Source organism: Streptomyces sp. NPDC107521 (genome assembly GCF_055598485.1).
The window spans coordinates 177323-191155 of the sequence record NZ_JBVKAT010000005.1 but is presented as its reverse complement, the minus strand read 5'-3'; the positions used below and the strand labels follow the sequence as shown (position 1 = coordinate 191155).

The 13833-nt window shown below is 71.9% G+C and carries 12 protein-coding genes; 10 read left to right on the top strand and 2 right to left on the bottom strand.

The genetic code is table 11. The annotated features are described in order from the left end of the window. Positions 1-395: 395 nt before the first annotated feature. Positions 396-1676: a thioester domain-containing protein gene (locus ACZ7LB_RS10425; protein WP_471466912.1), complete on the top strand. Its 1281-nt coding sequence runs from the start codon at positions 396-398 to the stop codon at positions 1674-1676. A gap of 220 nt (positions 1677-1896) precedes the next feature. Here ACZ7LB_RS10425 and ACZ7LB_RS10420 read toward each other — a convergent pair whose 3' ends face one another. Continuing rightward, positions 1897-3291, bottom strand: coding sequence for an FAD-binding oxidoreductase (locus tag ACZ7LB_RS10420; RefSeq protein WP_471466910.1), 1395 nt, complete (start codon positions 3289-3291; stop codon positions 1897-1899). 467 nt (positions 3292-3758) lie between these two features. Continuing rightward, positions 3759-4550 carry an IclR family transcriptional regulator gene (locus ACZ7LB_RS10415; RefSeq protein WP_471466909.1) on the bottom strand — a complete coding sequence of 264 codons (792 nt, stop codon included), beginning with the start codon at positions 4548-4550 and terminating at the stop codon, positions 3759-3761. Between the two features lie 509 nt (positions 4551-5059). On the opposite strand from ACZ7LB_RS10415, the gene ACZ7LB_RS10410 reads away from it, so the two are divergent. From ACZ7LB_RS10410 to ACZ7LB_RS10370, 9 genes are read left to right on the top strand one after another with little or no spacing between them, the layout of a single operon-like run. Next, a complete protein-coding gene (locus tag ACZ7LB_RS10410; protein ID WP_471466907.1) occupies positions 5060-6088 on the top strand; it encodes an ornithine cyclodeaminase in 1029 nt (342 codons plus the stop codon). Beyond that, positions 6085-7542, top strand: a complete 1458-nt coding sequence (locus ACZ7LB_RS10405) for a M20/M25/M40 family metallo-hydrolase (RefSeq protein WP_471466906.1) — start codon at positions 6085-6087, stop codon at positions 7540-7542. Before ACZ7LB_RS10410 ends, ACZ7LB_RS10405 begins: the two co-directional genes overlap by 4 nt. After that, positions 7532-8389: an ABC transporter substrate-binding protein gene (locus ACZ7LB_RS10400; RefSeq protein ID WP_471466904.1), complete on the top strand. Its 858-nt coding sequence runs from the start codon at positions 7532-7534 to the stop codon at positions 8387-8389. Before ACZ7LB_RS10405 ends, ACZ7LB_RS10400 begins: the two co-directional genes overlap by 11 nt. A gap of 45 nt (positions 8390-8434) precedes the next feature. After that, positions 8435-9091, top strand: coding sequence for an amino acid ABC transporter permease (locus ACZ7LB_RS10395; protein WP_471466902.1), 657 nt, complete (start codon positions 8435-8437; stop codon positions 9089-9091). Continuing rightward, positions 9063-9923 (top strand): amino acid ABC transporter ATP-binding protein, encoded by an 861-nt coding sequence (locus tag ACZ7LB_RS10390; RefSeq protein ID WP_471466900.1) that lies wholly within the window; start codon positions 9063-9065, stop codon positions 9921-9923. Before ACZ7LB_RS10395 ends, ACZ7LB_RS10390 begins: the two co-directional genes overlap by 29 nt. After that, on the top strand, positions 9920-10567 hold the full coding sequence (locus ACZ7LB_RS10385; protein ID WP_471466898.1) for an amino acid ABC transporter permease: 648 nt from the start codon (positions 9920-9922) through the stop codon (positions 10565-10567). The genes ACZ7LB_RS10390 and ACZ7LB_RS10385 overlap by 4 nt, the downstream gene beginning before the upstream one ends. Before the next feature lie 52 nt (positions 10568-10619). Then, on the top strand, positions 10620-11858 hold the full coding sequence (locus ACZ7LB_RS10380; RefSeq protein WP_471466896.1) for a M24 family metallopeptidase: 1239 nt from the start codon (positions 10620-10622) through the stop codon (positions 11856-11858). A 43-nt stretch (positions 11859-11901) separates the two neighbouring features. Further along, positions 11902-12852, top strand: a complete 951-nt coding sequence (locus ACZ7LB_RS10375) for a hypothetical protein (protein WP_471466894.1) — start codon at positions 11902-11904, stop codon at positions 12850-12852. Between the two features lie 58 nt (positions 12853-12910). Then, the gene (locus ACZ7LB_RS10370; protein ID WP_471466892.1) at positions 12911-13783 is read left to right on the top strand and encodes a phytanoyl-CoA dioxygenase family protein; all 873 of its coding nucleotides are present in this window, start codon (positions 12911-12913) and stop codon (positions 13781-13783) included. The last annotated feature ends 50 nt before the right edge of the window (positions 13784-13833 follow it).

Below are 13833 nucleotides of genomic sequence, written 5' to 3'. Positions count from 1 at the left end.
ACCGGATTCTCCGGTGGGAGAATTCCCACCGGGGCCACCCGTCCCCATTTCGGGAATCGCGACGGTCACCCGGGCGCGGGAAGCCCGATCGATATCGTGTGCGTCGCAGGAGCCGATGGCATGGACCCCTCTGACTCCGGGTTCCGCACCGGCCGGCGACTTCCCTGTCACGGCGCACGCCCGCGCATCGACCGCGTTCACGGACCTCCCCCGGCCTCCTCGGCGGGAGGAGGTCCGCCGTGCGGCCGCGCGCCCCGGACGCCGTGGCCGGGGGGGGGCGGCCGACGGTACGGGATCCGGTCACGGGTCCGTGCGGCTCATCGTGGAACGAAAGGTCTGGCGTGGGAATGGCGAACAGGACGCTACGGCGATCGGGACGGACCGCACGTGCGGTGATGACGGGTGTTCTGGCGTGCGTCACTCTCCTCGTGCCCGGGGCCGCGGCATCCGCCGCGGCCGAGGCGTCCCCGCAGGGGGGCGGCACGGTCCACATCGGTGCGCGCCAGGGCTACGCGGGCACCGGCATCTTCCCCGTCCGCACGGGGGAGCCGGCCGGCGTCGGCGAGCCGGACGCGTGGGCCTACTGCATCGAGCACGACGTGACCGCCCTGACCAACGTCCGGGGAACGGTCGGCGGTCCCGGGAGCTATCTCGGGGACAACCGGTTCACCGACCCGGCGGTCCGGAGCAAGGTCCTCTGGGTGCTCACGCACAGCTATCCCGCCCTGAGCCTGGAGGAGTTCGGTACCGCGGCGGGCGTACCGGGCATAGCGCGCGACGACGCGATCGAGGCGACTCAGTACGCGATCTGGCGGTACACCGAACTGGACTTCGACGCGCCCTGGCGCTGGGAGACCGCCGACTCCGAAGCCGCCTACCGCCACCTCATCGCCGGCGCGAACGCGGACACCGGCACGACGCCGGAGGACACGGCGACCGAACTCTCGCTCTCCGCGCCCGGCACCCCCCAGCAGGCCGGAACCCTCGTCGGCCCCTTCGTCGTGAGCGCGAACCGGCCCTCGGTGGCCGTCTCCGTCGACCCCGCGGTGACGGTGACGGACGCCGACGGTGCCGCCCTCGACCCGGACGCGCTCACCGACGGCCAGGAGCTGTACCTCGACCTCCGCGACATCAAGGGCTCCGGGAGCGCGACGGTCACGGCGACGGCCGCGGGGTCATCGCTCACCGGCCGTATCGTCTCGGTTCCCACCACGCCCGGCGGCACCCCCACCGCGGAGGACCACGCCCAGACCGTCATCCTCGTGGCGCCGAACACGGCGACGACGAGTGCGGAGGCCGTCGTGCGGTGGCAGGGCGACGAGGACGACGACGGCACCACCGGCGGCGGGACGACTCCGTCCACCGGCCCGAGCACATCCGCCGCACCGACCCCCGGTGACGGGGACGACGGCACCACCGGCGGCGGGACGACCCCGTCCACCGGCCCGAGCACAACCGCCGCACCGACCCCCGGTGACGGGGACGACGGCACCACCGGCGGCGCCACGGCCCCTGCCACCGCCTCGGACAGCCCCTCCCCGGCCGTGCCCGGCGGCCCGATGGCCGAGACCGGCAGCAGTGGCACCGGTGTGATCACGGCCACCGCCGCGGCCCTCCTCGTGGCCGGTGGCGGAGTCCTGTTCGCCGTCCGCCGTCGACGGGCCGCCCGGGGCTGACCCGGCGTCGGGGCCCGTCGCTGTCCCACGACGCGACCGGGGCCCGCCCTCTGGGCGGGCCCCTGAGCGGGCCTCGCGACCGGCTCCGTGCCGGGTGGGGCCCATGCCTCTTCGCCCGCACGTGCGACGGTGCCCGTCCCCGGCCCACCGGGGACGGGCGCCGTCGCAGGGGCCCGGTCCGCGACGGCGGCACCGGGCACTCCCGCCGATCCCGTCGGCGTCAGAAGGCGCGGCCGGGGTTCAGGATTCCGGCGGGGTCGAGGGCCTCCTTGATCCGGCGGTGGACGTCGATCGACCGGGGGCCGAGCTGGTCGCGGACCCAGTCCCGCTTGAGCAGCCCCACGCCGTGCTCCCCGGTGACGGTGCCGCCCAGTTCGACGGCGCGCGCGGCGATCCGCTCGGCGAGCCGGAGCGCGCGGTCCATGGTCTCCTCGTCGGTCCCGTCGAGCATGAGCACGGGGTGGAGGTTGCCGTCCCCGGCATGTCCGACGGTCGCCACCCGGATGCCGGCCTCCGCGCTGAGCTCGTCGACGGCGTTGATCATCGCCACCAGGGAGCCGCGCGGCACCGCGACGTCCTCGGTGATGGACGGCCCGGCCTCGGTGGTGGCGGTGCCTGCCAGCCGCCGGGCCCGCATGAACTGGTCGCCCTCGGCCGGGTCGTCGGTGTGGGCGACGAACTCCGCCCCGGCGGCTGTGCAGATGTCCGCCATCGTCAGGACGTCGGTGTCGGCGTTCTCGCCGTCGGACTGGCCGATGAGCAGCGCGGACCAGCCGCGCTCCAGGCCCATGGACCGGTAGTCCTCGATCGCGTTGATCGTCGCCCGGTCGATGAGTTCCAGGACGCTCGGCACCGCCCGTGACTCCAGGATCAGCCCGATGGCCTCCCCCGCCCGCGCCAGGGTGTCGAACGCCGCGACGAAGGTGACCGGCGGCCGGGGCGGAGCCGGCCGGAGCTGCATGATCCCGGCGGTGATGACGCCGAGCGTGCCCTCGGAGCCGACGAAGAGGCTGGTGAGGTCGAGACCCGCCACGTTCTTGCGGGTCGGGGCGCCGGTGGTGAGCACCGACCCGTCGGCCAGGACCACTTCCAGGCCGAGGGTCGACGCGCGGGTCACCCCGTACTTCACACAGCGCATCCCGCCCGCGTTGGTGGCGAGGTTGCCGCCGATCGTGGACACCTCGAAGCTGCCGGGGTCCGGCGGGTAGAAGTGGCCGTGCTCGGCGACCGCCCGGCCGAGGTCGGCGTTGACCACACCGGCCTCGACGACGGCGACCCGGTTGACGTGGTCGATGGAGCGGATGCGGTTCATCCCCTCCAGGGACACGACCAGGCAGCCGTCGACCGCGTTGGCTCCTCCGGACAGCCCGGTACCGGCGCCGCGCGGGACGACCACGACACCGTGCTCCGAGGCCCAGGCCATGGCGGCGGACACCTCCTCGGTCGAGGTCGCCCGCAGTACCGCCGCGGGGACTCCGGAGACGGGGATCGCCGCCATGTCGCGGGAGTAGGAGGCGATGACGTCCGGGTCGGTCACCAGCCCGGCGGCGCCGACGCGGCGCGCCAGCTCCTCGACGGGCGGTCCGTCGGCGGACGTCTTCGGTGGGTTGGCCATGGTGCTCCTCGCGCTCTCATGGGCTCCGGACGCCCGGGTTCACGGCCGGCTCCGGGCGTCCTGCTCATCGGCCCCGGACGCCGGCCACGCCAACGGCGGGCGTGCGGTGCGGTGGTGGTACGGCGGTGGTGCGGTACGTGGTGGTACGGGGGTGCGGTACGTGGTGGTACGGGGGTGCGGTGCGTGCCCGGCCCCGGCCCCCCGGACCCGGGCACGGAGGACTCCGGGGAAACGGACGGTCCGGCGGAGGATCGGCGCCGGGGGAACAAGGGGGCCGGCGGAACGGACGGGACGAACGGACGGCGGGAGGGGACGGACGGGGACGGACGCCCTCGACACGGGGGCCGGGGGCCGGGCGGTCCGCCCGCCCGCGCGGCCGGGCGGGACCGCCGGGCCGCGCGGGGGCCGGCAGGGGCCGGAGGCAACTCTCCGGAGGGGAACCACCGGGGCGACCGCCGGAGCGGGCGTCAGGCGTCCGCGTGGTGCCCCAGCCGGTGGGACAGCTCCCGCGCCCCCCACCGGGACAACTCCGCCCACTTGGTGCGCAGTTCCTCCGTGTGCCGGTAGCTGGGCACGGACAGGCTCAGTCCGGCGACGATCTTGCCCTTGTGGTCGAAGACGGGCGCGGCGACGCAGCCGACGTCGGGGTTGGACTCCTCGGTCTCGGTGGCGACGCCCCGTTCGCGGACGGCCGCCAGTTCGCGCTTGAGGACGGTCAGCGACGTGATGCTGTTGGGGGTGAACGCCTCCAGTACGGCCCCCTGGGGGTAGAGCTCGTCGATCTCGGAACGCGAGAGGTGGGCGAGCATCACCTTGCCCACGGCGGTGAGGTGCGCGGGCAGCCGCACCCCGAACCGGGAGACCATGCGCACCGGGTGGGTGCTCTCCACCTTGGCGATGTAGAGGACCTCCCGGCCCACGAGCCGGCCGACGTGCACGGTCTCGCCGCACTGCTGCGCGACCGCCTCCGCCACCGCGGTGGCGGCGCGGGGCAGGTCGATGTCGGCGCGGTAGTGGGAGCCGAGCCAGAGCAGGGTGGGCCCCAGCCGGAACTTCCGCACCCCGTTGTTGTCGGTTTCGACGAGCCCGCGGGCCGCGAGGGTCGACAGCAGCTCATGAGCCGTGGTGCGCGGCAGTTTGAGGGCCTGTGAGATCTCGGTGGCGGACATCGGGTCGCTCTCCGCCAGGAGTTCCAGAATGTCGATCGCGCGCATCAGACCCGGGACGAACCGGGGGGACGAACCAGAACTCTGAGCCATATCGCGGACGTTCCTTCGGTCGCAGGGACAAAGGGGTGAGCGTAGCCGACGGGTCCGGGGCCAAACGGCCTCCGGACGGGCCGACTTGGGCCGGTGCGGGACCGGCCCCCGGCCGGTGTCCCCGGCCCGGGGACACCGGCGTCCGGGAGGGCGCCGGCGTGAGGCGCGACGGACCGACGCCCGGCCCGCGGGGCCGGGGCACCGGACCGGGGGCCGGGCCGTCGTCCCGCGCGGGGAAGCGGGGAACCGTCCGCCGGGGACGGGTCCCCCCCCGCCGCCGTTCCGGGCCGGAAGGCCCATGGGTGAGGCACCGGTGATTCCCCCCTTCACTCCGGCAGGGCCTCGAACCGTACAGCATTCCGAGTCATGTTCGGAATAGCGAACAACTTACGAAACTCGTCTTCGAATAAATCCGCAGGCAGCCTTGACGACTCTTCAAACCTGAGCTTAGGTTGTGCGAAATCACGATAGGCGTTCGAAATACCGAACACAAGTGAGGAGGGGTCGGGTTGGACATCCTGAGCGTCGAGGGGATGCGGGCCTGGGTCCGTGAGACGGGCACCGAGCGGATCGTCCGCGGAATCGCCGGCCGCCTGCGCGCCGACTTCCTGCGGTGGAACGAATTCGACAAGGTGGCCCGGGTCGCGTCCCACTCCCGCGAGGGCGTCATCGAACTGATGCCGGTGAGCGACGGCGGGACCTACAGCTTCAAGTACGTCAACGGACACCCGTCGAACCCGGGCAACGGACTGCAGACGGTGACCGCCTTCGGCTTCCTCGCCGACGTCGCCTCCGGCTACCCGGTGTTCTGCTCCGAGATGACCATCCTGACCGCGCTGCGCACGGCGGCCACCTCCGCGCTCGCCGCGCAGGTGCTCGCCCGTGAGGACGCGGGCACCATGGCGATGATCGGCGCCGGGTCCCAGGCAGAGTTCCAGGCCCTCGCCTTCAAGGAACTGCTGGGCGTGGACCGGATCCGCGTCTGGGACACGGACCCGGCGGCCACCCGGAAGCTGATCGCGAACCTCGCGGGCTCGGGCATCGAGGCCGTCGCCGCCCTTGACGGCGCGGACGCGGTGCGCGGCGCCGACATCATCACGACCTGCACGGCGGACAAGGCCAACGCCCATGTCCTGCTGGACGCGGACGTCGTCCCCGGGGTGCACGTCAACGCGATCGGCGGGGACTGCCCGGGGAAGACCGAGCTGGAGGCGGCCATCCTGCGCCGCGCCGACGTCTTCGTCGAGTTCGCCCCGCAGACCCGCGTCGAGGGGGAGATCCAGCAGTTCGACGAGGACTTCCCGGTCGTGGAGCTGTGGCAGGTGCTGGCCGGACTGGAGAAGGGCCGGACCTCGGCCGAGCAGATCACGGTCTTCGACTCGGTCGGATTCGCCATGGCCGACTTCTCCGCCCTGAACTACGCCCGGGAGACGGCGGGCGCCCACATCGCCCGCGGAGGGCTCGACCTGGTCGCCGAGGCCGACGACCCCAAGAACCTGTTCAGCCTGGTCGCCGCGTCCCGCCCGGTGGCGTCGTGACCGGCCGCGACACGGGGCTCGCCCCGGGCCCGGCGGAGCCGGCCGACGCCGTGGACTGGGTCGCCCTGGCGGAGCGCCACCCGGTGCCGCCCGAGCGGCTGAGCGACATCATGGCGTTCCTCTCCATACCCTCGGTCAGCGGCGACCCGGAGCACTCGGCCGACATCGCCCGCGCCGCCGAATGGATCCGGAGCTACCTCCAGGAACACGGGGGGACGGCGGAACTGGTGCCCACCGAGCGCGACCCCCTCGTCGTGGGGCGGATCCCCGCCAGCCCGGGGTACGCCGACGCGCCGACGGTCCTGCTGTACGCGCACTTCGACGTGCAGCCGCCCGGCGACGAGGAGGAGTGGGTCACGGCCCCCTTCGACCCCTCGGTCCGGGACGGCTGGATCCACGCCCGGGGATCGGCCGACGACAAGATCCACCTCTACGCGCTGATGCGCGGTGCGCTGGACCTCGCCGCCGAGTCGGCCCTCCCGGTCAACGTCGTGATCCTCGCCGACGCGGAGGAGGAGGCGACGGGCGAGACCGCCGTGGAATGGGTGGAGGGGCTGACGGAGACGCCCGACCTCGCGGTGGCCTTCGACGGCATCATGTTCCGCCACCGGCAGCCGGTCGTGCAGATCGCCACCCGGGGAATCCGCTTCTACCGGCTGACCGTGGTCACCGGGGAGATGGACCTCCACTCCGGGATCTTCGGCGGTGCCGGACTCAACGCGCTGCACGTGCTGAACCGGATCCTGGGCGTGCTGACCGACGAGCCGCCCGCGGCCCTGGAGGCGGGGCGCTTCCGGCCCCGGCCCGAGGATCTCGCCGAGTGGCAGGCGGCGTGCGACTGGCCGCGGATCCTCGCGTCGGCCGGCGGCCGGCCGATGGCGCCGGACGCGCTCGACTCGTTCGTGGAACGCACCGGGTTCCGTCCGAGCATCAACGTCCACGGCATCGCGGGCGGTGAGCCCGACCGTGAAAAAACGATTATTCCGACCCGGGCCCACGCCCATCTCTCCATCCGCCTCGCTCCCCTCCAGGACCCCGACACCGTCGGGGCGGAGCTGGAACGGCTGATCGCCGAGGCCGCCGTGCCCGGCGCCGAGATCGGTCTCGACGTGCTCGAGTCGTCGCGCGGAAGCCTGATCGACCCCGGCAGCCCGGTCGCCCGGCGCATCGCGGACGCGGTCGGACGGGCCATGGGCGGGGCCCCCGTGATGCAGCCGACCGGCGGCACCGTGCCGGTCATGAGCGCGCTGGCCGCCCGGGAGATCCCGGCGGTGCTCACCGGATTCGGACTGCCCGAGTCCAACGTGCACGCCCCCAACGAACGCTTTCCGCTCGCCTACGTCGCGCTCGCGACCCAGGCCGTGCGGGAGATCTTGTCTTCCATCTCGGACCCGGCACCCGAGCCGGGACCGGGCCGAGAGTACGCACACAGGGAAGAGAACCATGCCTCTTGAGAAGAAGACCCGCACCGCGACCGCCCTCGCCGCGGCCACCGTCCTCGCGGTGAGCCTCACGGCGTGCGGATCGGACGACGGGGACGGCCCGGCCGCGAAGGACCGGATCGTCGTCGCCGCGTCCGCCTACGCCCCGTCCGTCTTCCAGGACGACAGCGGCAAGTACGTCGGCTACGGCGTCGACATCCTCGAGGGCTTCGCGAAGGAGTCCGGCAGGGAGATCAAGCTGGAGAACCTGCCGTTCGCCTCGGCGATCCAGGCGGTGTCCTCGGGCCGCGCCGACGTCCTCGGCATCGACATCTACTACACCGCCGAGCGCGGCAAGGTGATGAACTACTCCCGGCCCATCAACAACGTCGCCGACGTGGCCGTCACCCGCAAGAGCAAGCCGGGGCTGTCCGGGAACTCCATCGACGACCTCCGGGGCAAGAGCCTCGCCGTCGTCATCGGGACCGAGGAGGCGCGCATCGCCGCCCGGGTGCCGGGTGCCAAGGTGCAGCAGTTCGACGGACTCAAGAACACCTTCATGGCCGTCACCTCCGGACGCGTCGACGGCAGCATCCAGTCCTCGGTGAACGCGGACTGGGAGACCCACAACGACCCGTCCCTCGACCTCGCCAACCTCGGCCCGGTGCCCGAGAAGCTGACCAGCGTCACGCCCCGCAGCTTCTACGGCCTGCCCAAGAACAAGAAGGGCGAGAAGCTGCGCGAGGAGCTGAACGCCTACCTGAAGAAGATCACCTGCAACGGCGAACTCGCGAAGATCTACAAGAAGTACGGCATGAAGGACGCGAGTTACACCGAGGGCCTGTGCGAGGCCCCCGACGACGCGGCGACCCGGTCCTGATGACACCGCACCCGGACAGCCCCCTGCCGGACGGAGGCAGCACCCGTGTTTGAGCTGTGGAGCCGCTACTTCCCCGAGTTCCTCCAGGCGCTCTGGACCACCGTCGAGCTGACGCTGTGGAGCACGGCCCTCTCCGTGGTCCTCGGCGCTGCCCTCACGGCCGCCCGGCTCTCCCGGTTCGCCGCGCTGCGGGTCGCCTCGGGGCTCTACATCGACCTCGTGCAGGCCGTCCCCGTCCTGGTGATGCTCTTCCTCGCCTACTACGGGCTGCCGCAGCTCGGGCTCTCCCTGTCGGGACCGGTCGCGGCCGTCATCGCGATGACCGTCTTCCACTCGACGCAGTTCGCCCAGATCTTCCGGGCCGGCTGGGCCAACGTCGACCGGGGCCAGCACGAGGCCGCCGCGGCGCTCGGCATGGGGACCCTGCTCAAGGCGCGGAAGATCATCGCCCCGCAGGCCCTGGTCTCGTTCCTGATCCCGGCGACCAACCAGATCAGCAACATCATCAAGGACACCGCGCTGGTGCTCACGATCGGCGTCGCCGACCTGATGACCCGCGCCTACCAGGCATCGGCCGAGACCTACAAGCCCATGTCGTCGCTGGCCCTGGCGGGCGTCATGTACCTCGCTGTCTACCTACTGCTCGCATGCATCATCGGAGGGACGGAACGCCGTGTCCAAAGACGTTATAGTCCAGCTTGATCATCTGACGAAGCGCTTTGGCGACCGCACCATCTTCGAGGATGTCTCGCTCACGGTCCACGAGAGCGAGGTGATGGCGATCGTGGGGCCGAGCGGTGCCGGCAAGAGCACCCTCATCCGCTGCGTCAACCACCTCACCGAGTTCGAACTCGGCCGGGTGTCCCTCTGCGGCCGGGAGATCGTCGGCACCGCGGAACCCGGGGCGCGGGCGTCCCGCCGCGAACAGCGCGAGACCGAGAGCCACATCCGCTCGCAGGTCGGCATGGTCTTCCAGACGTTCAACCTCTTCCCGCACCTCACCGTCGAGCGCAACATCACCATCGCGCCCGAGAAGGTCCGCGGCATCAGCCGGGAGGCCGCCCTCAGGCGGGCGCACGAGCTGCTGGAGGCCATCGGCCTGCGGCACCGGGCCACCGCCTACCCGCAGCAGCTCTCCGGCGGGGAGCGCCAGCGCGTCGCGATCTGCCGCGCGATGGCGATGGACCCCAAGGTCCTGCTCCTCGACGAGCCGACCTCCATGCTCGACCCCGAGCTGGTGAGCGACGTGCTCAGCACGATCCAGGGCCTGGCCCAGTCGGGCATGACCATGATGCTCGTCACCCATGAGATGGCCTTCGCCCGCGATGTCGCCGACACCGTCGTCATCATGGCCGACGGCCGGATCGCCGAGTCCGGACCGGCCAAGGAGGTCCTCACCAACCCGCGGACGGAGCGCGCCCGCGCCTTCCTCTCCCGGGTGCTGCCCTCCGCTCCGGGCCGCCCGGACGACTCCGAGGCGGCGCGCATCGCCGAGAACCTCCAGTCCGTCGATCCCCCGCGGGTGCTCGGATGAACGACTCCACCTGGCACTTCGTCACGGAGGTCGTGCGCGGCGCCACCACCACCCTGGAACTCGCCGCCCTGTCCACCGTCGCCGCGATCGTGCTCGGCGTCCTCGGAGCGCTGGCGCGCATCCACGGACCCGCACCGGTCCGGGCCCTGATCATCTGCTTCGTCGAGCTGATCCGCGGCCTGCCCCCGATCCTCCAGCTGTTCGTGCTCTACTACGGACTGGCCGAGTTCGGCATCGAACTGACCGCCTGGTACGCCGCGTTGATCTGGCTGACGGCCTACGGCGCCGGCTACGCCATCGAGATCTTCCGCGCCGGCCTGGTCGACGTCGACAAGGGCCAGTACGAGGCGTCCTCGGCCCTCGGGCTGAGCAGGACCACCACCTTCACCCGCATCATCGTCCCGCAGGCGTCCCGCGCGATGCTCCCGCCCCTGACCAGCTTCGTGGTCGGACAGGTGAAGAACACCGCGCTGCTCTACTACATCGGCGTCGCGGACATCATGTTCCGGGCCCAGCTCGGGGTCAGCAGCATCGGCGAGCCCCTGCTCATGTACGGCACCGCGGCCGTCCTCTTCATCCTGATCTGCGGAGCCGTCGGCCGCGCCGGAGTCCTCCTGGAACGCCGGCTCGACACCGCCCGGTGAGCCGCGCGGCGGCCATTCCCCTCCCCCAGCGCACGTACGGAGGTACCACCTGATGTCCGACACTCCCGCGGGCTTCGACATCGTCAAGGCGGCGAAGAGGTCCGAGGACTCGCGGCCCGTCTTCCCGGTCGAGGAGTACCGGCGCCGGCTCGGGACGGTCCGGGCCGCACTCGCCGAACGGGGCCTCGCCGGTGCGGTGATCTCCGATCCGGCGAACATGCACTACCTCACCGGCTACGACGGCTACGCGTTCTACGTCCCCCAGGCCGTCATCGTCCACGTGGACCGGGACACCCCCTACTGGATCGGCAGACCGGTGGACTACCACTCGGCCCGCCTCACGACCTGGATGGGCGAGGACCACCTCTTCACCTATCCCGAGGACCTGGTGCAGCGGACCGACCGGCACCCGATGTCCGAGGTCGCCCGGCTCCTCGACCAACTCGGCCTGGCCCGCGGCCGGGTGGGCATCGAACTCGACGCCTACTACCTGACGGTGCACGCCTGGCGGCAGCTCCTCCGGCACGCGCCCGCCGCCGACTTCACCGACATCACCAACGTCGTGAACTGGTGCCGGATCGTGAAGTCCGCCAACGAGATCGACCTCATGCGGGTCGCCGGACGCATCACCGAACGGGCGATGGCCGCCGCCGTCGACCGGGTCCGGGCCGGGAGCAGGGAGTGCGAGGCGGCCGCGGCCGCCGTCGGCGCCCAGTACCGCGGCCTGGACGACCTGTGCGGGGAGATACCCTCCTCCGTCCCGTTCATGCTGTCGGGCGAGCGGCTCGGCGCCTCCCACCTGTCCTGGGTCAACCGGCGCTACGCCGACGGCGACCTCGTCAACATCGAGCTCTCCGCCTGCGTCCGGCGCTACCACGCCCCGCTCGCCCGCACCGTCTCCATCGGACCGCCCGATCCCGAGGTCCGGCGGATGGCCGAGGTGATGAGCGACGGGATCGGGGCCGCCCTGGAGGCGGTCCGGCCCGGCAACACCTGCTCGGACCTGGAGGCCGCCTGGCGGCGCGTCGTGTCCCGGCACGGCGTCGAGAAGTCCTCCCGGCTCGGCTACCCGATCGGACTGGCCTACGCCCCGGACTGGGGCGAGCACACCGCCTCCATCCGGGCCGGCGACGAGACCGTCCTCCGGCCCGGCATGGCCTTCCACCTGATCGCCGGACTGTGGAGCGAGCAGAAGACGCCCCTCGTCATCAGCCACGCCCTGGCTGTCACCGACGACGGGCACGAACTCCTCACCCACCACACCCCGCCGGGCCCGCTGATCACCGTCTGACGCGCACCCCGGACCGGGCTACTAGGAAAGCTGGTTACAAGGAATGTCGAAGACCGTTGGCGGGACGCATCTCGCCGCCCTCATCGACGCGGCTCGCAACCCGCGCGACTCCCGCCTGCGCTTCGAGGACGGCGGCGAGTGCCGTGTGGAGATCCCGAGCGTCGAGAACCCGGCCGCCTTCCAGAGGATCGTCGACGCCGCCGCGTCGATGGAGGTCCCCGTCCACCGAGTCTCCCAGGGCAGCGGCGTGTCGATGCTCCTGGACGAGGAGATCCGCGAGTACGCCGCCCTCGGCGCCGCCCACCGGATCGAGGTCTGCCTCTTCGTCGGACCGCGCGCGCCCTGGAACGCCTCGGCCTCCGCCCTGACGCCCGACGGCAAGTACTTCGGCTGGCGGCACATGACCCTCGACACGCTGCGGGCCGCCTACGACGACGTGCTGCGCGCCGCGTCGCTGGGCATCCGCAGCATCCTCGTCGCGGACGAGGGCCTGATCGCCCTGATCGAGGGCGGCCGGGCCACCGGCGAGATCCCCCACGACATGATCGTGAAGGCCTCCGCCGTCATGGGCATCGCGAACCCGGTCGGCGCGCGCATGCTGGTCGACCACGGCGTCGACAGCGTCAACGTCGCCGGGGACACCCCGGTCCCGGAACTGGCCGCCTTCCGCGCCGCGTTCGCCGCCGCCCTCGACCTGTACGTCGAGGGCCCGGACGGACTGGGCGGCTTCCTGCGCTACCACGACATCGGTGAGATCGTCCGGGTGGCCGCCCCGGTCTACCTGAAGTTCGGTCTCCGCAACGCCCCCGGCATCTACCCCGCCGGACAGCACCTCGACTCCGTCACCCGGCAGACGGGAGTCGAACGCGTACGGCGCGCCGCGGCCGGCCTGGAACACCTGGCGCGCCAGCGGCCGGAGTCGGTGATGTCGCCGCTCGGAGCGGCGACCCGCGGCGTCCCGGTCGTCACATCCCTCAGCCAGGTATCCGCCTGACTGTCCCACGAGCCGCACGCGCCCCGCGCGGGCGGCGGCCGAAGAGAGGAGCGAGTTCATGAGCGACATCCGGAGAGTCCAGAGGTCGACGACGAGCGACGAGATGGCCGAGCACGTCAACCGCGACGGCGGTGTGATCATCCAGAGCCTGTTCAGTGAGGAGCAGGTCGGCCGCCTCAACGCCGACATCGACGGCCTCCTCGGAGACGTGGCCATCGGCAGCCGCTACGACGTGGACGGCCGGGGCGACATGATCCACGGCACCCGCACCAAGCGGATGACCGGCATGACCGCGAAGAGCAAGGCCTTCCGCGAGGAGTGGCTCCAGGACGAGAAGGTCCTGGACATCGCCGACACCCTGCTGCTGCCGACCTCCGACACCTACTGGCTCGGGGAGGCCCACGTCATCCAGACCCACCCCGGCCAGGAGGCCCAGCGGCTCCACCGGGACCTGGAGACCTGGCCGTTCATGGTCGCGGCGGGTCCGAAGGCGCCCGAGATCCAGATCAACATCCTGGTCGCGCTGACCGACTTCACCGAGGAGGTCGGCGCCACCCGGATCATCCCGGGCAGCAACCACTGGGAGGACTACGAGGACCGCGGGACGCCCGACATGACGATCCCCGCGGTGCTCAAGCGCGGGGACGCCCTGCTCCTGTCGGGCAAGGTGTCCCACGGCGGCGGCGCCAACCTCACCGAGGACACCCTGCGCCGCTGCATCCTCCTCGTCTTCAACTCCGGTTTCCTGGTGCCGATCGAGGCGCACCCGTTCGCGGTGCCGCTCGAGATCGTGCGCGAGCTGCCGCCGAAGATCCAGGGCATCCTCGGCTTCCGGTCCTTCCACGACGAGAGTCACGGCGCCGGACCGGCCTGGCGCATCGACAACGAGGACCTGAGCATCCACCTCGGCCTGGACGAGAAGCCCTTCTGACGTCCGTCCCCCCGGGGGACCGTGCTCCGGCGCCCGCCGGAGCACGGTCC

Bases quoted from the DNA above. Each gene is read 5' to 3' on its own strand.
- ACZ7LB_RS10400 (WP_471466904.1), top strand. From the start codon at position 7,532: ATGCCTCTTGAGAAGAAGACCCGCACCGCGACCGCCCTCGCCGCGGCC.
- ACZ7LB_RS10370 (WP_471466892.1), top strand. From the start codon at position 12,911: ATGAGCGACATCCGGAGAGTCCAGAGGTCGACGACGAGCGACGAGATG.
- ACZ7LB_RS10425 (WP_471466912.1), top strand. From the start codon at position 396: ATGACGGGTGTTCTGGCGTGCGTCACTCTCCTCGTGCCCGGGGCCGCG.
- ACZ7LB_RS10375 (WP_471466894.1), top strand. From the start codon at position 11,902: ATGTCGAAGACCGTTGGCGGGACGCATCTCGCCGCCCTCATCGACGCG.
- ACZ7LB_RS10380 (WP_471466896.1), top strand. From the start codon at position 10,620: ATGTCCGACACTCCCGCGGGCTTCGACATCGTCAAGGCGGCGAAGAGG.
- ACZ7LB_RS10420 (WP_471466910.1), bottom strand. From the start codon at position 3,291: ATGGCCAACCCACCGAAGACGTCCGCCGACGGACCGCCCGTCGAGGAG.
- ACZ7LB_RS10385 (WP_471466898.1), top strand. From the start codon at position 9,920: ATGAACGACTCCACCTGGCACTTCGTCACGGAGGTCGTGCGCGGCGCC.
- ACZ7LB_RS10415 (WP_471466909.1), bottom strand. From the start codon at position 4,550: ATGGCTCAGAGTTCTGGTTCGTCCCCCCGGTTCGTCCCGGGTCTGATG.